Source organism: Bacillus sp. BF2-3 (genome assembly GCF_008368795.1).
Lineage (GTDB): Bacteria > Bacillota > Bacilli > Bacillales > Bacillaceae_G > Bacillus_A > Bacillus_A cereus.
In genome coordinates this window covers 197,684-218,933 of sequence record NZ_QOSA01000001.1, presented here as the reverse complement: position 1 = coordinate 218,933, position 21,250 = coordinate 197,684, and the positions used below count along the sequence as shown (strand labels likewise).

Genomic DNA, 21,250 nt, shown 5'->3' with positions numbered 1-21,250 from the left:
ACAATAGTTCTGGAAAGGTGATGATATTATGTATGAACAACAAAATAATAGAGATAGAGATCAAAAAATGATGTTTTCTATGCAAGGAGTTCCCACAAATAAAATTAACATGAATCAATTACCTAAATGGATTAGTATTTTTGGCTATTGTGCCTTTGGTTGGATGATAGTATTTAGTTTAATTATGATTGTAGGTTTGATTCTACAATAACTATACAGATACACAGGTAAATGGGACAGCATTTAGATTATATATCTAGGTATTGTCCCGTTTTTTATGTGTAATTATCCCATGATAGGTAACCAATTATAATAAAAAGAACTTGTAGAATATCCTACAAGTTCTTTTAAAAATATTATTAAAACGGGAACGACAAACTATTTTAACATTCAGTACAGGGAGACCATTTTGATTATGGCTTGATTTTATTATAAATCAAATATAAGCTTTTGAAAGGTCTAGTTTTTGAAAAATATGTGAATTAAACAGCTACGATGTTTATATTAGATTTCATTTATGACTAACTTCTTCTTACTTAAATACACTGCACGATCTGATTTTTTAGCAACCTCCTGTGAGTGAGTCACAACAATAATGCATTTATTCTCTTTATGTGCAAGTTCTTGAAACAGTTCTATTATATCCATTGCGGTTTCCTCGTCGAGGTTTCCTGTCGGCTCATCTGCAATCAGTAAATCAACATTACAAGATAGTGCTCGAGCAATTGCTACACGCTGTTGTTGTCCACCGCTTAGTTGCAATACGTTTCGTTTCGCTTCAAGTTCTGTGAGTCCTACCCTCTTTAATAATTCTAATGCTCTTGCTGTTTTATTTTGCACTTTAACACCTGTAATTTCCATTGCTGTTAAGACATTTTGAAGAGCGGTCATATAGGTAATTAAGTTATAAGATTGGAAAATTACAGATACATTTTGATTACGGTATCGATCCAAACCAATTTTTCTAATATCTTTGCCATTATACAGTACATAACCATTTTTAGGGACATCCAGTCCACAACCTAAGCTCAGAGTTGTGGTTTTACCAGATCCAGATGGTCCTAAAATCGTGTAGAAATGTCCTTTTTGAAAAGAAAAGTTAACATTATCTAGTATCGCTACATTTTTCCCATTACTTTCATAATAATAATCCAAATTTTTAAACTGTAAAATCGTCTCCATATCGAGCCTCCTCATTCATCTTTTAAAAGAATTTGTTTTGGGTTTAAACGTAGAATAGATAATGCTGGAAGAAGCGTTGCTATTATAGCAATACCTAGTCCAATCCCCCCCATTTTCCCTACATCTTCTCCTGTTACACTTACATCAATTTTATCAATTGGATCTTCTTTTTGATTTTGTAGAGTACCACCAGGTCCAGCCATCATTACAGTACCATGTTGCGAGGTATCTGTTTCTTCGCTCGCAGTAGCTATTTCATTCGAAAGTAAATTATCCCCGATATATTGAGAAACTTTAGCTCCTGTTGTTATGGATAATCCAAATGCTAAAATAGCGACACATACTACTTCTACTACGAACTGTGCCATCAGTTTCCACTTTTTCTCTCCAATGGACAATAGAATTCCCATTTCTTTACGACGTCCTTTAATTGATAGCATAATGATTAATCCTAAAATAATCGCACCTGCAATCGATACAATATAAATAATCATTTGAGAAGTCGAAGAGATATTTTCGATAGGACCAATCATTTGCTTGTACAATGAATCATGCGCATCTAATTTATAATAATTAAAATCAATATTAGATTTTTTTGCTTCTTTTTTAAATGCATCAATATATTGTGGGTCATTCAAGAAATACACGACTTGAACACTACTTATACCTTGATCCACTTCTAATTTTTTCATAGTTGAATGTGGCATATATAGTTTATTAGCCGGATCCATTATAGGAGGAGCCTGTTGACTCATTGCTTGCTCATTGGTTTCGTAAATACCGATAATTTCAACCTCAAGGGTTTCCTTCTTATCCCCTGATTGTACTTTAACTTTGTCTCCTACTTTCAAATTGTTTAATTCCGCTAATCGTTTTTCCATTAAAGCTACATTCTGATCTTTCATTTGCTCTGTAATTGGTTTTCCATCAATGATTTTACTTTTTCCGTTTTTAAAGCTTTCTTGTAATGCAGTCTTGCGAACTCCCTCAATCATAAAAGAAGCATTCATATCTATTTCTGTACCAGAGCTTGAACCGCCTCGCACAGCCGCCATTCCCGCTTTACCTTCTTCTTTTCCTTCTGAAGCTCCTACTAGTTTAAGTCCATCAGAAATACCGAAAGTGTTAGCTATGTAATTATAGTCTTTTACATACTTGTACTTTGCTAATTGATCTGTTTCTTTTGTATCGAACTGCGGCGGATTTGGCATTTCTCCAGTTTCCTTAGCTTTTTGACCTAATTTGTCGAAATCAAGACCTAAAGTAACATCTGCACCAAGTTTTTTTCTTGCAGCATCCGCTGCTTTTTTTGATGCATTTTGGATTGTGAAACCTGAAAGAACCAAATTTGTAACAATCAGAAAAACTGCCATCAAAATTAATGATGTTCCTATCCTTTTTTTCATACTGAGAATTGCTCGTTTCATAAAATTCATTTTTTCTTACCTCCTTGATATCTTGTATTCTATATAGGTTATCTAGAGTTTATATGGAGCTAATCGGTAGTTTAACTAGAGATATAAGGAGTTTATGTGTAGTTATTTACCTGTTTCAGAAAAGCTAGAACACAAATTCAAAAACGCAGCCGTTTTTGAATATTGGTAAGGAGTTATTCCGTTTAATAAATTTATATAAAAGAAAAGGTTAAGATTAATTTAATGTATGTAGCACAAAAAATATTTACTGTGTAATTTCTATACAATAAATATAGAGAAACCTATTTGGATATCTATAATAGGGATTTTAATATAGTTACTGTATCTCATACAAATCACGTCACTTTAAAAGGTGCATCTTTTAATACGAAAATAAGCAATTTAATATTCTTTTATATGAATAAGAATATTAAATTACTTTTTAGATTTTAGTATAATTTATTTATAGTTTTATTTTATTGCAAGCTTTATAATATGATATGCAAATTTATCACCTACTATTAGGAAAAGAGAATATTTTATAATTAATTTACACCATAAATTTTGTCCATGTTTTAAACAATATGTATTTTGGAGGAGGTTAATTTGATTTTTTCAAAACTCATTGATCGGTACGCCTTATATGATTTACACAAAAAAAGAAGTGTAGCGTTTCAGTATACTTCCCTTTCTAACACTTCATTAAATATAAAGGACATAGAATCTTTTTATAAAGTAAAACCATCACATATTCATTTTGACATTAAGCATTCAAAACAGGAAAAGGAATACATGGCTGGGCAATTCAAATATAAAAGCTCAGTTCAATCCGGTGATTCACGCAACGACTCTGTAACTGGGGAATTATTCTTACATAAAAATGAAAATGCACCTCATATTATCTTTGTTCACGGTTGGAGAATGGATTCTAACGAACGTGTAAAAAAAATATTCCACGACCATATGACCAACCTGAAGTGGAATATGTATTATTTCACTCTACCCTATCATTTTGAAAGAAAACCCGATCAATCCTTATTCAGTGGAGAGTATATGGTAAGTGCAAATATTGAACGAACAGTACAAGCAACTAGACAAGCGATAGCTGATTTACGAGCTTTGATTAAATGGATTAAAGCAAATAAAAATGGTCCCCTGATTCTAATAGGGATTAGTTTAGGCGGATTTATTACTAACTTAACCTCTCTTGTTGAAGAAGAAATTGATGTGTTAGCATCCATTTTCTATGCAAATCGACTTTCTTATTCTATTTGGAATACAATTCCGGGTAAATTTATTAGAGAAGACTTGGAACATCATGGTGTTACGTATGATGATTTAATAGATTATTGGAAAATCACTGAACCGAGTCAAGCATTGCCAAAAGTAAAAAAAGAAAATATTTTATTAATTTCAGGTAAGCATGATCTATATGTGCATTCTGAGGATACAGACTACTTGTGGGAATCTTGGGAAAGACCTCCACGATATATTTATACATGCGGGCATGCCGGGATCGTTCTTAAACGTAAAAAAATTGCAACTGATACTATTGATTTTATTCAAAATCGATTGAACTCCCCACACTTATCAATGTCATGCCTTAAATCGCGAGATTACTAAGTACAAAATCTTATACTTGTATTGTTATATTTTTTACTAGTCACCTTTGTAAATCTTAGCCCCAAGCCTTACACGATTGAAAATAAAATAAAATAAATAACTAAGGAACTAATTTACCATATGGAAAAACATTGCTCAGCATTTTCACCAGTGGTCCCTGTATATGAAATATTACATACAAAAATCTTTATGTATTACGTTATTAATTTAAAAATAAATTATTCATCCATTAATCTATACCATCCATATTTACAGTTATGGATACCCTAATTACATATGAAAAAGAGAGAAGAACATTGGTTAGTTCTTCTCTTTTTGTTTATTTTTAAGATAACCATCTATAAAATTTTGCTTTTCATAATTCTTCATGAGTCTAGAAAAGAAATTTTTCTAATGTACATAATTACAACGACATTAAACCTCTTTGCTCTTAAATCCACTACTTGTATTATTGATTGCATGAAACTCCTTCTTGAGAAAGGTTTTAATTTCCGAATATTCTGTTGACCGTTATAACATATCCAATTTACAATTTAATTGTGGTGTTCTTTCACAATTAAACTACTTAGAATACACTTCATTTATTTGAAAACAATTACAAATAGAGGTGCTAAAATGAAAACTAGAGTAAATCCAGAATTATTACAAGGGTTAGAGATGTTTCCGGATCTCGATTTACGCCCAGAAAATTTGCAATCAATCAGAGAAGGAATAGCTCAAATGAGACCACCTACCGTTGTTGATGACTCTCTTTCTTTAACAGATAAAGTCATTGTTGGGCCTGATGATAATCTGTTACCATTACGAATTTATCGTCCAAAATCAAATCATGAATCTTTACCTGTCTTATTATGGATACATGGTGGAGGTTATATCTTAGGGTCTATAGATGATAACGATGATACTTGTATGAGGTTTGCAAAAGAAGCTAGCTGTGTGGTCGTGTCTGTAGACTACCGCTTAGCACCTGAACACCCTTACCCAGCACCAATTGAGGATTGTTATTCAGCTTTAAAATGGATTGCTGATAATGCAAAGTCATTAAACATTGATTCGAATCGAATTGGGGTTGCAGGAGTAAGCGCTGGCGGTGGACTAACAGCAGCATTATCATTATTAGCACGAGATCGAAAATATCCTTCAATTTGTTTACAAATGCCACTATATCCAATGATTGATGACAGAAATGATACACCTTCAGCGAATGAAATTAAAGAGGGATTTGTTTGGAACCAAAAGGCAAATGAAGCTGGCTGGAAAATGTATTTAGGAGAAATGTATGGAACGGATCAAATCCCTGCCTATGCAGCACCTTCTCGAGCTGAGGATTATAGTGACTTACCGTATACTTACACATTTGTTGGTCAATTAGATCCATTCCGCAGCGAAACATTAACCTATGTAAGCAAACTAGCACAAGCTGGTGTTGATGTGGAGTTTCATTTATATCCAAATGCCTATCACTGGTTTGAAGGGTTAAATCCAAATGCCGATGTATCTATTTATGCTGTGAACGAAATAGTACAAGCAATAAAGACTGGTTTCAAACGAGTATCCAAGGTTGAGGCTTAATCCCATTACAAGAGAAACACTTATAAATAGTATATATGTATTTATCATTTAAATATAATAGCCGATTCTAAATAAGAATCGGCTATTAATATGTAAAATCCGCCTAATATATCAAGGTTGAGAAACAGATATAAGATGTTTAGGCGATGTGTTTATTTCCTCTGCTAATGCTTTTATGTTCATCATGATTTGAAGTATTTCTTCTTTTGTTGTTCTTGGGTTGATAGAGCAAAGTCGAATTACTACTTTTTCTTTTAATTTAGTCGTACTTAGCATAGCAAATCCTCTTTGATTAATTTCTTCCACCAATTTTTTGTTTATTTCATGAATTGTATCTGTAGATGTTAGCTCACATGGAATATAACGAAAAGTAACAATTCCTAATTGGGCAGGTGTTACTACTTCCCAATCTTTTTCTTTCCTTAAAAACTCTTCAACTTGTTCAGCTAGCATAATGCCATGATCAATTGCCTCACGAAAAGCTGTAACTCCGAATGCTTTAAAAGAAAGCCATACCTTTAATGCTCTAAATCTACGAGAAAGTTCAATTCCACGCTCCCCAAAATTCACTTTTTCTTCTATATTAGTTTCTGTATCCTTAATATACTCTGGGATCATACGGAATGTTTCACTTAAATATTGGCTATTTCGAATAAGTACACAACCAACATCATAAGGCTGAAAAAGCCATTTATGCGGGTCTAACGTTAAAGAATCGGCACGATGAATTCCACTTAATAACTCCCTTCCTTTTTCACTGAGAATTGCTGCAGCCCCATAAGCCCCATCCACGTGTAGCCATATATCTTCATCACCACATACATCAGCCAATTCATCGAGGGAGTCCACCGCTCCGCAATTCGTTGTCCCTGCATTAGCAATAACACAGAATGGTTTTTTCCCTTTTAATCGATCTTCTTTTATTTGTTTTCTTAAAGTACTAACTGAAATTTTTAAGTCTTCATCTGTCTCAATTCGGCAAATTTGATGCTGTTTAAAACCTAATACTTTAAGTGCTCGATCTACAGAAAAATGAGTTTGGTTAGAAAAATAAACAATCGCATTTTCTATGTCATTATTCAGCTTGACCTGTCTCGCTACAGTAAGTGCAGTCAAATTAGCCATGGAACCACCACTGACAAATAATCCTTCAGCTGAATCAGGGAATCCTAGCATTGATTTTAACCAGTTAATTGTCGTTAATTCAATTTGTTCGGCACCTGCACCTACTATCCAAGCTGTAGGAAATACATTAAACCCACTTGCTAAAAAATCTGCTAATACACCAACATAATTATTAGGACCTGGCACAAAAGCCATAAAATGAGGATGATCCACATGAGTAATTTGATTAAACACATTGTTATTAAGAAAATGAAGTAATTCTTTTGGATTAGATCCGTTTTCCGGAATCGTTTCAATTAGCTTGTCTCTAAAAATATTACTATCAATCGTTTCTGAAACTGGTTTACTTTTTAAATGATTCATATGATCAACAATTAAGTCAACCGCTTGATATCCTAACTGACGCATTTCTTCGGCTGATAACTGTAATTTTTTTGTCATTTGATTTACTCCTATTCTATTTAAAAAGGCGAGTTCTTGCTCGCCTTTTCATTTTTTATAATTTGTAATCACAAATTGTTTGTATTGGATTTTGAAGAATCGTGTTGATTAACCCCTGGATGTGATTTAATATTTCCTGTATTTTCTCTGTTTCATATACCGTTTGATCATATCCAAACTTTATTGTAAGTCTTTCTTCAGGGAAGCACATAATTCCATACTTTACATGTGGCTCATCAACAACTTCGTAATCCGTGATAGCAAAATGTCTGTTTTCATTTGAAGAAAAGATTGCTGGATTAGTTGGATAGTTTTCAAAAACCCAAAGATGGTCAGTCAACTCAGTTTTTAATTCACTTTGCTTTTGTATATCAACAAATGAATAGTATGCATACTCATTACATTTCAATGTCTCTAGTTGTACCTTTTGCAGGAAGTCCACAAAAGATTGCGTTTCTGTCCATGCTAATCGGATAGGCAAAACATTTGTGAACAGACCGAACATATTTTCAATTCCTTCTACTTCGGGAGGTCTGACTGATACTAGGTTAGGCAATACTACTTCTCTCGTTCCGTTGAATTTGCCAAGCAATATTCCCCATACAGCTAGTAATGCCGTATTCATAGTTATATTATTTTTAGTTACAAATGTTTGTAACTGATCAGTCAAATCCTTGTCTAATGTTAAATCCATAAAAGTGAAGTTTAACCCTTCACTTTTAGATGGGACTTTCTTTTTAGGAATACTAATTTTCTGATTGTATCCTGATAAATAATCTCGCCAAAAATGACGTGCTTTCTCATGATCTTGTGCCAAAGTCCAATCTATAAATGTTTCAAAAGGTTTTACTATGGGTAACCCCGCCGTAGTTCCGGCATTTGTAGTTTCGTAGAGCTGGAATAATTCGTCTATCAAAATGCTGACGCTCCAACCATCACATAATAGATGATGGGAACTCCAAATTACTTTATGCTCGTTATTACCTAGTTGGAATATACAGAGACGTGTCATAAGTTCATCATTTTTAAATCCTCGACTTAAATTTTCATTCATCCACTGTTTTAGGAATTCTTGCTGTTCTTGTTTCGTCATCTCAATCAAGTTTTTTATTTCTGAATTTATTTGAACATCATATAGAACAGCTTGCCAAGGTTTTGCTTGTTCATCTTGCACAATTATTGTTCTTAAAGAATCATGACGATCAACTAATTGTTGGAAACACTGAATAAAGAGTTTAATATCCAGCTCCCCCTCAAGTGCCCAAATTGTTTGTTCAAAATATGCATTTGTATCAGGTTCATTCGTAGCATGCTCATAAATAACTTCCTGGAAAGGTGCTAACGGGTAAATACGTTCTATTTTTATATCCGGCATTTTTTCTTGTATTTTGTTAAGTGTATGTTGATTAAGTTGTTTATCTTTAACATTTAGTAATGTAGCTTTATTATCGTTCATTATGTTTACATCATTTGTTTGTGAACTTGAAAACTGGTCTAGCTTTTTAACAAATTGAACCATGTCCCTTAATATAGGAAATGAAAATATATTTTTTGGTTCAAGCTCGAATCCTTGTCGATACAGTCTGACGGACACTTGAATCGCTTTTATCGAATCTCCACCTAAGGCGAAGAAATGATCATTTACTCCAACTTGATCTATTTTGAGTACTTCTTGCCAAATACTAGTTAATATTTTTTCCATTTCAGTTTTTGGGGCAATAAATACTTCATTTTTTTGTTTCTCCGGAGTAGGGAGCGCTTTTCTATCTAATTTCCCGTTTGGAGTCAGGGGTAATTGGTCCAAATAAACAAAATAAGAAGGAATCATATAATCTGGCAAGTGATCTTGCAAATGCTTTCGTAGTTCTGTTGTACTAATATTTTGCTCAGTTACCACATATGCAACTAAAAATTTTATTCCGTTCTCATCTGTTTGATCAATTACGACAGCATGTTCGACTTGTTTATAAGTTAGAAGACAATGAGAGATTTCTTCTAACTCTACTCGATATCCCTGAATTTTCACTTGGTAATCTTGGCGGCCTAAAAATTCAATATATCCCTCAGAATGCATTTTTCCACAATCCCCTGTTTTATATATAAGACCAAAATCAGGATGTGACACAAACGCTTCATTTGTTTTCTTTTCATCATTTAAATATCCTTTAGCAAGGCCCACTCCCCCGATATATAAATCTCCAATTACACCAACAGGGCACATTTTCTTTTCATAGTTCAACACATAATACGTTTGGTTTGCCAAGGGCATCCCGTATGGAATACTATTCCAATGTGATTCCACCTGTTTGACCGGATAATAAATTGACCAAATCGATGCTTCTGTTGCCCCTCCTAGTGAGACTACTTCTGCAATCGGAAAATGTCGTTTTATTTTTTCTGGTAAAGAAAGCGGAATCCAATCTCCACTATGTAAAACTAAACGTAAAGAAGGATATTCAAAATGAGAACCTACTTGCTCCAATGCCAAATCCATGATTGCAGGCACTGTATTCCAAATTGTAATCCCTCTACGTTCGACAGTGCGGATTAATTCTTGCATGTCTCTCGGATCACGAATCATTACTAACATTGCACCTGTGCTTAAAGCTCCGAAAATATCGTATACAGATAGGTCAAAACACATGGAAGAGATACCAATAATACGATCATCTTCATTCACCTCATATTTTTGATTTATGTCTTGAATAGTATTTGTAACCGCTTGGTGAGTAATAATTACTCCTTTTGGTTTTCCTGTACTTCCTGAAGTGTATATAATATAGGCAATATCTTCTGGACCAGCAATAGCGGGCATATCTTCTGTTGTATAAAATGACAAATGATTTTCTTCATAAAGACTAGGTTCTAATAAAAGCTTGCATGAGCTATTTTTTAAAATATATGTTTGGCGATCTAAAGGATGATCGGGATCAATCGGAACATAAGCGGCACCTGATTTTAAAACACCTAACATATTAACAATTGTGTCAACTCGCCTTTTTGCTAAAAGACCCACTTTGTCACCTAGACCAATACCTTGCTCTTTTAAGAAGTGGGCAATTTGATTAGAACGTTTATGAAGTTCCGAGTATGTTAACCATTCTTGTTCAAATACCACTGCTACTTCATCCGGTGTACGTTTTACTTGGTCTGTAAATAATTGATACAGAGTAGTTGAAGGTATTTTTTCTGTTGTTTCATTGTATTGCTTAATTAAAGTTTGATCCGATTCTTTCATCTGCAAAGATGTTATATCGCTTTGTTTCACCAATTGTTCCAATAAGTCAACAAATTGGGAAAACATTGCTTCTATTACATCAACATCAAACAACTCTTCAACATAGTTCCAGCTAATTAATAACTCTCCATTTTTTTCAATTACTACATTATCCAAATACACTTGTGGAGTCTGAGCATGAATATAGCGAAGAGAACCAAGTTGTTCCCAAGAGAAAGCACCTGCACCTGCTAACATCGAGGTGAAAACGATTGGCATAACTGCTTTTGGCGTCATTTGATGATATCGAGTAAAATCTCGAATAAAGTTAACTCCATCGTAATGACGATGTTCAAGGCCATCTAATAAAGTAGCTTGCGTTTCTTTTACTCTAGTAAAGAAAGTTTGCTCTGGTTTTACATCAACATCCAATAAAATAAGTGATGTGAAATCTCCAACAATCTGTTCTACTTCATCATGAACAGGATAACGGTTAAATACAGTCAAGTTAATTGCTAATCGACGTTGATTACTCCAATGTGCCAACACATCACCATATATTGTACAAAGTAGAGCGGAAGGCGTTACCTCTTTCTCTTGTGCTAACTTTCGTAGCTTTGTCCATTTTTTATTATCCAGGATTTTTGTAAGTGATTGGAATTTAGGAGTAGCAATCTCTGCTGGATCCTTTTTTAACAGCAAAGAAGGTGCAAACGGAAAGTCAGGAAGCTTACTTGTCCAATAATCTTTTGCTGTTTTATATTCTTCACTTTGTTCCATTTCATCATAGATAAACATATAATCTTGAAAATCAAAAGATAAAGATTCTAATTTTTGATTTGGTTTATAATAATAATGCAACAAATCCTGTCCAACAATGTTCATGCTTGCTCCGTCCATTAATAAAGCATCGTATCGAAAACATAATAAATACGTGTCTTCTTTTAAAAGAAAAGCTTTCAATTCAAACAAAGGCCATTGCCCCAAAGGGAATACATGGTTAGTCATTCGAGAACGCTCTTCTTGTAAGCGAGCATGTTGATTCCTATCATCTAAATCTATGAGACTCACTATTTCAATCTCGTAATCAGGAACGCTTTGTAATATTTGCTGTTTTCCCTCTGGTAAAATTACAGCTCGCAACATTGGATGACGATGAATTACCTTTTGAAAACTTTTTGAAAGACGATTGATATCCAAAGCTGTTTCATATTCAAAATATGTTTGAGGGGAAATACCACTTAATTCAAACTGTGAATTCCGTCCTATCATATACGCTGTCTGAACTTCTGTTAAGGAAAATGGCTTAGACAAATCTTTAACATGAGTTGGTCTACTTTCAAGGTTTTCCTCTTTATGCTCTAGCTTTACACAAGAACTCAGTTGAGCGATTGTGGGGTGCTTAAAAAAATCTGTTGTACTTATTTTTAAGCCGTCTTTTCTTAATAAATTAATTACCTGAAGTGCTTTAATAGATTCTCCTTTTAATGCAAAAAAATTATCATGAATACCGATTCCCTCGATCTCCATAACTTTTTCCCATGCACGCACTAATTTTTGTTCAATTTCATTGCGCGGAGCAACGTATGGAATTGATACATAATCCGTTTGTGTTATATCCAACAATCTTTTTCTATCCACTTTTCCATTTGGATTCAATGGAATCTCTTCTACCTGAATCATTTTTTCAGGAATCATAAACTCAGGTAATTTATCACTTAAATATTTTCTGATTTCATCAAAAGACACCTTGTTATCCGATACATAGTAGGCAGCTAATAATTTCCTATTTCCATACACTTGATCAACAACGATAGCCTGGTTTATTTCTGGATATTCCCTTAATTGAGTTTCGATTTCTCTTAATTCAATCCGATACCCCCGAATTTTCACTTGATGATCCATTCTACCTAAATATTCAAGTTCTCCATCAGGCAACCAACGAACGAGATCACCTGTATGATACATCATTTCCCCTGCCGCAAAAGGACTCGGTACAAACTTTTCATCTGTCAGTTTATTTTTACCAAGATACCCTCGTGCTACCGCTACGCCAGCAATGCAGAGTTCACCGGGAATTCCAAATGGTTTTAATTGGCCATACTTATTCAATATATAGGAATGATAATTCGGGTTAGGTTTGCCAATCGTAACTTCTTTGGAAGTGCTCAAGTCTTTTACTGTTGCGCAAATGGTTGTTTCTGTGGGACCATAAATATTTAAAATTGTTGCTTCACTGATACAACGAATTTTTTCAACCAAATCAATGGAAAATGATTCTCCTGCTAATAAAATAGATTTTAAATCTTTTAGAAAAATCGCCCCTTCTGGATCACTCAAAATCACTTCCATTCGCGATGGCGTTGATTCCCATAAATCCACCTTATGTTTTTTGACCAAATGAGCCAATTCTTTTGTTGCAAACTGGTCCTCTGTAGCAATTACTACTTTTGAACCTTGCGTTAAAGGAAGACATATTTCTAACAAGGAAATATCAAAAGATACACTAGCAAGAAACAAGAATGATTGATTAGCTTTTACTTTTTCTCTCATTACATTTAAAAAATGAACTAGTGATTTTTGTTCTATCATTACCCCTTTTGGATTTCCTGTCGATCCTGATGTGTAAATAACATAAGCTAAATCATTAGGATTATGTTCTCGTACTAAATTACTTTCTTCACCTTGAAAAAGATATTCTTTATCAAGATACAGTACTTCACCTGCAAATTGTGGCAATACTTCCTCTGTTCGCTTACTAAGTAAATATTTTGCTTGACTATCTTGTAACATATATTCAATTCGTTCAGTTGGGTAGTTAGGGTCGATTGGTAAATACGCTGCTCCTGCTTTTAAAACCCCCATCATACCAATAATCATTTCTAATGACCGATCTACCATAACGCCAATAATACTTTCTTTTGAAACACCTTTACTTTGAAGAATAGAAGCCAATTGATTCGCTTTCTTATTCAATTCTCTATATGTCAAAGATTGATCATTACAAACAACAGCAATTTGTTCTGGAGTTTTTAATACTTGCGCTTCAAACAAATCTTGAAATGATTGAAACAAGTCTATGCCCGTTTGAAAAGTATTCAATCCTTCTAACAACTCTTTTTCTTCTTCTGCAATAATACAAATATCTTTCAATGCCAAATTCGGATTTTGTGAAACTTGCTTTAAAACATAACAATACGAATTGGCAAACTGTTGCAAAGAAGAGAATGAACGGGACTTGCAAGAAATTTGAAATTCAAATTCATTATGTATTTCATTCCATTTTCTTCGTATCCATAGGGCTAAATTATTCTCTGCGTATTCTTCTAGCGAATTTTCATTATGTAATCCTTCCATCCCGATTACAATTTGAAAAGGAGTTAAATTGTGTTTAACTAATAATTCAGAGAGCGGATACTCCTGATTTTCATACCCGAATAAAGTCGTTTGTTCAATCTCATTTACTAATTGTTTAAAGGTGTGATGCGGCTGGATTTCACTTCCTAAAGGAATCAACTTATTAAGATTCTCACTTTGTTCAAGATTCTTTTCAATTATAGGAATACCAATAGTAATTCTTTCTTGATCTGTATAATGTGCCAAACAAACCCTTAAAGCGGCTTGAAACCAGCTAAATAATAATAAATCTTGAGACTTACTTATTTTTTGTATACTTTTACTAAATTCTACATTCACTATGACTTGAACGTATTCACAAGGTGTTTCTTTATTTAGTCGGTAATCGCTATTAAATTTAAATACAGAAAAATCGAGAATCTCGGAAGATAATTGCTCCTTCCAAAACGCTTCTACTTCTTTATTTTCATGAATCGAACTTCGATCTTTAATGTGCATTTTTATCTTTATCCCCCTAATATTCATTTCTTCTACTCGTTAATTTTCAAGCCAACTTCAAGCCCATGGAGAAACACTTGATAATTATCCAAACATAAAAATTGCTGAATCTCTTCAAATTTCATATGACCGACTGAACAAACCCCTAAATTTAATGTCTCAGCAACCATGTTTAAGGTAGCAGTGATAATGCCTGACTCAATACAAGCAAATAAATATCCATCTGAACCGTATTTCGGGATGGAAGCGTTCGCATTATAAACCAAATAAACTGAGAAGGCAGATTGAGTAAATAAATCCTGATTAATTAACTCATGATCACTTTTGATTACTTGATCAATGTTGTTTACAATCACAAGACTATTTTTTGATGGGTTATAATAATAAAATCCAGCTTTCATATCCTCTATACGTTTTGGTTTTACATAAACAAAGATATCAATGGGATAGAGCCCGCCTGCACTTGCGTAATGATAGTATATTTTTTCTTCCCTAACCTGTTTTAGAGTTGATAAGAATCGGGAAAATTCCGAAAAACTAATATGTTTTTCCATATCAAATTGACGACAAGACCTACGTTCCTTGATTATAGTAGGTAGCTCATTTGTTGTTTCAAGTTGAATTTCGGTCGACCGTGCAGCAACGTGCGTGCGATTTAATTGTTTACTCATATACTTATCTAACTTTTCTTTAGAAAAGCGAATCTGGTTGCTATATGGATTTGAAAAAATCTTTTCTTGTGAAGAAAATACTTCTCTTGGGTGTAATATATTACTTACTAACACACGATTTTTTATCATGAGCTCTATGTTTTTTTGTGTCTCTTCTACATTTCCTAACGAAAAGCGCTCTACTAGTTCACTAATTTTCACACCTTTTTGAGCCATAAAATAAAAATCTGGAAACCACTCAGACAGAATACCTGTAAATCTCATTTCCCCTATCAAAACTTCATTATGCAACTTCTCCCAATGCTTAATCGGAGACCAGTAATAAATTTTCTCGCTCATATAACCCTCCATAAACGTTTAACTTATTTTTGAAATGCAATTTTCTAATTTACAAAAATTTTTTCGGATTCTGCTCCTTGTCTCATAGTGATTATAAATACATGCACTTTAACGAAACTTGAAAATAATGAAATAACTTTTTCTTCATTAAAATTTTTTATTTCATCATAAAAAATGATTTCTTTTTGGATATTTCACATCCTTTCCCATAGTAATCCTATAAGGTATAAACCATTTATAACATTGAGAATATTCATGTATTTCCAATGTGAAATTATTGTAATGGATTGGAGAGCGGTTGAATATAGTTATTAAATCAAATAATGTTGAGAAAGTTTTATTTATTATATCAATAAAATTTTATGATGTAATTTATTACAAATAGATTAAGAAAAGAGTTTTAAATTTTTCTTAATCAGTTAGTGTGAAAATATCACATACTATTACATACAATCGAGTTACTTACATTTCATATTCAAAATAGAGAAAAGACACCTTGAATGGTGTCTTTTCTCTATTTTAATTCCATATACTTTTTACGCCTTTGTTATTTTTAAACGATTTGTAGGAGTTAATACAACTCGAACATCTAGTTCGTTATATGTTCGAATATATAATAAACATTATATGAATTACGAATGTATTTCAGGTAATTTTATAAATAAACTCAAAGATATCTTCTCCTCCTACTGTCATAAAAGAAATAATCTATTGCTTATTTCTTTTATTAAATTGTAATATAATTACAGTATGTGAAATTATATTACATTAACTTTAAAAGCGAAGTGAGAATAATCTTCACTTCGCTTTTTTCATTTGCAATCCTTATTAACTTTGCTCAATTCAGTATTTATTTCCACACTCTTCGCTTTTATTTAATTGGTTTTTCTGATTTTAAAACAATGGAACTTAATGCAGGAACTTTAATTTTATTGTCATGGACAACATAAAGTGGTTTACTTCCCGCCTGCTTGCCATCTACTAGTACTTTCCAAGGCCCTTTCGATGGAAGTGTTATTTCAACAGCTTCTCTATTTGCATTGTGAGCCACTGTAAAGTATTCATGTTTATTCCCCTCTATTATATAAGCTACAGTATTTTTTGGAGCATCAATAAATGATACGTGTGTTTTTATTTGCTCTGCAGATGTCATTCGAAAAGCTGAGTACTTTTTGCGTAATTCTATTAAACCCTTCATATAATCTACTTCATTATTAAACGTTGCACGGCGCAGCCAATCCATCTGGTTAATTGAGTCTGGAGATTTGTAACTATTATGATCACCGTATTTCGTCCGCATAAACTCTTGCCCTGCATGTAAAAATGGAATTCCTTGTGATGTTAATAAAATCGAAGAAGACAATTTGTGCATTTGTGTTCGCACTTCATCGCTGTCACCTGGATTAGTTAACTCAAGTTTATCCCATAATGTATGATTGTCATGTGCTTCCACATAAGTTAGCACCTGTTCCGGATCTTGATAGGTAGACGAATTTGTATCGTAGTCAATACCTGCCGTAATACCTTTTTTAATACGATCTTCCATATTTTCCTTTCCATTTATAAAACCATTTTCTTTTTCCTCAAATACACTACCTTTTAACCCATCACGTATATTATCGTTAAAATGAGCAATCCCTTTCATTTTCTCTGCATTTTTTTGATTTGCTTTCAGCTCAGCTGCAAGAGGTGTATTTAAATCCCATCCTTCTCCGTGTAGTATAATAGAAGGGTCAATTTGATTAACAGCTTTACGTATTTCATTCATCGTTTCATAATCATGAATACCCATTAAATCAAAACGGAATCCATCTAAATTGTATTCTTTTGCCCAATATGTGACGGAATCTATCATAAATTTCCTCATCATTTTTCTTTCTGAAGCAGTATCATTTCCTACTCCAGTTCCATTTGCAAATGTTCCATCTTCATTGTAACGATAATAATAACCTGGAACTAACTTATGGAAATTAGATTCAGCAGCGTTATACATATGGTTATATACTACATCCATCACCACTCGAAGATTATTATCATGTAGTGTTTGAACCATTTGCTTTAATTCAGTTATTCGCACAGTTGGCTCATAAGGATTTGTAGAATAGGAGCCTTCTGGAACGTTGAAATTTTTAGGATCATATCCCCAGTTATATTGCGGTTCATTTAAAGTCTCTTCATTTACAGAAGCATAATCAAATATCGGTAAAAACTGAACGTGAGTAACACCGAGATCCTTTATATGATCAAGTCCTGTTTTTACACCTTCTGGCCCTTTTGTTCCTTTTTCTGTTACACCTAAATACTTCCCTTTCTGTTTAATACCACTTTCAGGTTGAATGGAAAGATCGCGTACATGTAACTCATAAATAATAGCATCTTCCGGATTTTTAAATTTTGGCTTTTTGTTTGCTTTCCATTTTTTCGGATTTGTTTCTTCTAAATTAACGACTGCACCTTTATCCCCATTTACAGAAGCAGCACGCACATATGGATCAACCGCTTCAGTCCACTTATCACCAATTTTGACCTTATACGTATAAAAGAGCCCTTTTTGGTTCCCCTTTAGTTCTGATGTCCAAGTTCCCTTTTCACCTTGTTGCATGTTTATTTCAGCACCTATTTTATCGCTCCATTTTTTATATGTAACTAACTTCGCTTCGCTTGCAGTAGGAGCCCATAAACGGAACTTTGTATGTTGCGGAGTATATGTATTTCCTAAATCGTTACCACCATAATAAAATAAATTATCAAATTCTTCGCTACGAATGACTTTACCAATTTCAGTATTCGTATCAGCTAAGTTTTCTATTTTAACTTTGTATGTTTGTTTTAAATCAATTTTCTGTTCCGTAATTATTTTGACCTTATTAGTAATATCGCCACTGTTTATATCATAAGGAGTAATATTCTTAATTTTAATGCCTTCAATTTCAATTTTCTTTTCCTTAATATTAAACGGGACATTAGTCGTTACAGTAATTTCATGGAAACCATCAATAGTTGCTTTTTGAATTGAGAGATCCGATGAAGGCTTAGAGTTATATACTTTTTCATCACCCGAAAGGATCCATACTTCAGCACGACCGTCCTTTATATTTTCAATCCAACGATCCCCACCATCTTTTTCCCATTCATTTGTTCGAACTATAAATCCTACACGATTATAGTCACCGTCTATTTTTATCTTAGCGTATTTTCCAAATTCATCTTCACCAGTAAATTGATAAGATGTACCATTTGCATTTTCTCCCCATAACCAAAGATTCCAGTCTTTTGTATTTCCAAGCTTTTCTTTGTAATGAATGATAATTTCAGTTGTTTTCGAATTTGAAACTGCCTTCACACTCTGAAAGGAGAAAACAGATGATAACATAACGATTAAAGTAAGTAATAAAACTGTTTTGTTAATTAATCTTTTTGTAATTTGCATCACATACACCCTTTCTTCAAATATTACTAACGATTTATTATGCTTACACTGAATAACACTGCTTAAATTAATCTAGAAATCTCTTTTACTTCACCTCCATATCGGCTATTTTCACGTATGTATTTCAATGACCTTTTAATACGAAAACGTTTGCATTAGTACTTAAAAAAATAGATTTGTTTATGCCTTCATATATTTGTAAATACTAAAAGATCAGGGAAAACATTTTAAAGCAATCGTTTGTTATCGCTTTCATTTTATAGACTTTCTATCAAGAGGTCAATATATTATTAATTTTCTGTTTTTATATATTTTAAACCTTATTTATTTGTCACAACTTCTTACAGATAAAGTGCCTCATTATTGCTTAGTCAGTTTATTTTCAACGATACATTGCCACGTAAAAAACAGCTAATATCCTTAAAATGACATTAGCTGTTTTTCATAATGTATTAATATATGAATGATAACTATATTTCTAAATTACTTAATTTTTGCTGCATCAAATGCTTTTTGAACTGCTTGAACTTCAGCTGTATTCGCACCATATTTATTAGTTGCCACTCGAATACATGCTGATCTCAATTCTTTGAAATTAGAAGTCATGTTTAACTCATCTGTATTTGCATAATAGAAAATATCAAACATTTTATCTTCACCAATTCCTTTAACAGTTACTCCGTTATGAGTTCCGCCTTTTGCAATCAGATACGCAACTTTATTAATAATACTTGAATTAAAATGAACACCGCCTTGATCCCATCCATTAAAATCGTTAAATTCACTGTAATCATCTGGATAAGGCACTCCAAGTGAAGATGGAACAGAAGCTGGGTTTTCCATATCACGGAAAACAGATCCCGTTTGTTCTCCCATTGTCCAGTTAAAGTTTCCATTATTTACGTATTTCTCAATAGATGTTCCCATAATATCAGATAGCGCCTCATTAATCGCACCGGATTCCCCGTAATATTCAAGATTAGATTCGCTAGAAGTAACAGCATGTGTAAATTCATGTCCAGCTACGTCATATGCTTTAACAATAGGATCGCCATATACAAGCATACTTCCATTATTAGCACTTAATGCATTCTGCCAATTTTTCGGATCATTCGTCTCTTCAGAATCCCAAGCGTGTACAACTGAAACTACCTTTTGTCCCTTATTATCAAAGCTATTACGCTTGTATTTATCTTTATAAAAATCAAATACTTTTGTTGCTAAGTAATGAGCACTTACTGCTTTTGGATCGTTAAATGTTGCCGAAGTACTTGTCGCTAATGTACCAGGATAATAGCTTTCTTCTTTAGTAATATCTCTGTAATTCACATCATATGTTTCAATGCCTTGCCCTCTTGTATAATCAGCAAGAGCATATTTGCCATTACTTTGTTTAGAGATACCAAATGAACGATTAATACCTAAATCATCTTTTCCTGTTCCGGTTAATGATGTAAGACTGCTTTGTTTACTTTTCTTTAAAGCTCCAACTAGTTTGTCACTGGCCTTTAAGTTAGATTCTTGTACCATATTTTTTAACATATCACCATTTTGTGCATTTACTAAATAAGTACCAGAAACATAGTTTGGTGTTGCAGCTTCGAAGGTAACTTGGTATGCATTGCTAGCTTGTCCATTATTTTCATCAACAAAAATAACCTCTTTAACTTCTGGCTCAGAAATAAACTTGATATCGTTCCCGTATTTCGTATAAATATATTGTTTTGCTTCATCTTTTGATAGATTAATAGGTTTTTTCAATTCTTCTTGTTTTAAATTTTGCGCGCTATCACCTGAAACACTTTTAATAACACCCTTATTATCTACGTGTGCAGTTAATTGATGTCCATATACTTCTTTTCCTTCGTATGTTTGCTGCATACGCACAAGTGTAGTTCCATCATACGAACCACGTTTTTGAAGGACTTTATAATCTACTCCTGCTTCTCCATTGACTTGTTTTTGGGACAGAGCTTGTTCTGTTTTCTCCTTAAGTGCATCCTTTACTACATTTTCTGGTGCCTTTTGTGACGGCTGTGTAAGTTCACCCGAACGGAACGATTCCTCCTGAATTTGAACTTGTAGTTGATCTGTTTCCTCTGCATGACCTACCCCATATGGTGCCACAGCTGTTAAAGCTAATCCTGTTGTTAATGCTACCTTAGTTAATGTCTTTTTGTTTTTCATTATTTCACCTCGTATAATTTTTGAAATAAAAAGCTTGTACAAAGTATACTGTCTATTAATGTCTAAAAAAAGAGAAAATACACAATTTATGTAACATTATGCAAAATTACATAAATTGTGGTCAATATTATAAATAATGAACGGAACACATATGTACATTAATTTGAATAAAAGAGAGTCCTTATAGGTGCTC

General features: G+C 33.2%; 10 protein-coding genes. 3 read left to right on the top strand and 7 right to left on the bottom strand.

What is annotated here, in order from left to right:
* Positions 1 to 28: 28 nt before the first annotated feature.
* Positions 29 to 211: a hypothetical protein gene (locus tag DN401_RS01165; RefSeq protein ID WP_000273239.1), complete on the top strand. Its 183-nt coding sequence runs from the start codon at positions 29 to 31 to the stop codon at positions 209 to 211.
* A 293-nt stretch (positions 212 to 504) separates the two neighbouring features.
* On the opposite strand, the gene DN401_RS01160 is transcribed toward DN401_RS01165, so the two are convergent.
* Positions 505 to 1,182 (bottom strand): ABC transporter ATP-binding protein, encoded by a 678-nt coding sequence (locus tag DN401_RS01160; protein WP_000447856.1) that lies wholly within the window; start codon positions 1,180 to 1,182, stop codon positions 505 to 507.
* Between the two features lie 11 nt (positions 1,183 to 1,193).
* Positions 1,194 to 2,618 (bottom strand): ABC transporter permease, encoded by a 1,425-nt coding sequence (locus DN401_RS01155; RefSeq protein WP_149287446.1) that lies wholly within the window; start codon positions 2,616 to 2,618, stop codon positions 1,194 to 1,196.
* A 585-nt stretch (positions 2,619 to 3,203) separates the two neighbouring features.
* Here DN401_RS01155 and DN401_RS01150 point away from each other — a divergent pair.
* Together DN401_RS01150 and DN401_RS01145 are read left to right on the top strand one after the other, a co-directional pair.
* Positions 3,204 to 4,220 carry an alpha/beta hydrolase gene (locus DN401_RS01150; protein ID WP_121868263.1) on the top strand — a complete coding sequence of 339 codons (1,017 nt, stop codon included), beginning with the start codon at positions 3,204 to 3,206 and terminating at the stop codon, positions 4,218 to 4,220.
* A gap of 615 nt (positions 4,221 to 4,835) precedes the next feature.
* Positions 4,836 to 5,792: an alpha/beta hydrolase gene (locus DN401_RS01145; RefSeq protein WP_000857937.1), complete on the top strand. Its 957-nt coding sequence runs from the start codon at positions 4,836 to 4,838 to the stop codon at positions 5,790 to 5,792.
* A gap of 111 nt (positions 5,793 to 5,903) precedes the next feature.
* On the opposite strand, the gene DN401_RS01140 is transcribed toward DN401_RS01145, so the two are convergent.
* From DN401_RS01140 to DN401_RS01120, 5 genes are all read right to left on the bottom strand, one after another.
* Positions 5,904 to 7,358 carry a pyridoxal phosphate-dependent decarboxylase family protein gene (locus tag DN401_RS01140; protein ID WP_000162820.1) on the bottom strand — a complete coding sequence of 485 codons (1,455 nt, stop codon included), beginning with the start codon at positions 7,356 to 7,358 and terminating at the stop codon, positions 5,904 to 5,906.
* A gap of 55 nt (positions 7,359 to 7,413) precedes the next feature.
* A complete protein-coding gene (locus DN401_RS01135; protein WP_000547602.1) occupies positions 7,414 to 14,430 on the bottom strand; it encodes a non-ribosomal peptide synthetase in 7,017 nt (2,338 codons plus the stop codon).
* Between the two features lie 32 nt (positions 14,431 to 14,462).
* Complete coding sequence (locus DN401_RS01130) at positions 14,463 to 15,440, bottom strand: SagB/ThcOx family dehydrogenase (protein ID WP_149287445.1); 978 nt, start codon at positions 15,438 to 15,440, stop codon at positions 14,463 to 14,465.
* Positions 15,441 to 16,311: 871 nt separating this feature from the next.
* Positions 16,312 to 18,870 carry a type I pullulanase gene (pulA, locus tag DN401_RS01125; protein ID WP_121868265.1) on the bottom strand — a complete coding sequence of 853 codons (2,559 nt, stop codon included), beginning with the start codon at positions 18,868 to 18,870 and terminating at the stop codon, positions 16,312 to 16,314.
* Positions 18,871 to 19,353: 483 nt separating this feature from the next.
* Entirely contained in the window at positions 19,354 to 21,057 is a 1,704-nt protein-coding gene (locus DN401_RS01120) for a M4 family metallopeptidase (protein WP_000791447.1), read from the bottom strand.
* Between the last annotated feature and the right edge of the window lie 193 nt (positions 21,058 to 21,250).

What these genes read in the sequence shown, in the direction of transcription:
- pulA (WP_121868265.1), bottom strand. Translation starts at nt 18,870, where the DNA reads ATGCAAATTACAAAAAGATTAATTAACAAAACAGTTTTATTACTTACT.
- DN401_RS01165 (WP_000273239.1), top strand. Translation starts at nt 29, where the DNA reads ATGTATGAACAACAAAATAATAGAGATAGAGATCAAAAAATGATGTTT.
- DN401_RS01155 (WP_149287446.1), bottom strand. Translation starts at nt 2,618, where the DNA reads ATGAATTTTATGAAACGAGCAATTCTCAGTATGAAAAAAAGGATAGGA.
- DN401_RS01130 (WP_149287445.1), bottom strand. Translation starts at nt 15,440, where the DNA reads ATGAGCGAGAAAATTTATTACTGGTCTCCGATTAAGCATTGGGAGAAG.
- DN401_RS01160 (WP_000447856.1), bottom strand. Translation starts at nt 1,182, where the DNA reads ATGGAGACGATTTTACAGTTTAAAAATTTGGATTATTATTATGAAAGT.
- DN401_RS01140 (WP_000162820.1), bottom strand. Translation starts at nt 7,358, where the DNA reads ATGACAAAAAAATTACAGTTATCAGCCGAAGAAATGCGTCAGTTAGGA.
- DN401_RS01135 (WP_000547602.1), bottom strand. Translation starts at nt 14,430, where the DNA reads ATGCACATTAAAGATCGAAGTTCGATTCATGAAAATAAAGAAGTAGAA.
- DN401_RS01120 (WP_000791447.1), bottom strand. Translation starts at nt 21,057, where the DNA reads ATGAAAAACAAAAAGACATTAACTAAGGTAGCATTAACAACAGGATTA.
- DN401_RS01145 (WP_000857937.1), top strand. Translation starts at nt 4,836, where the DNA reads ATGAAAACTAGAGTAAATCCAGAATTATTACAAGGGTTAGAGATGTTT.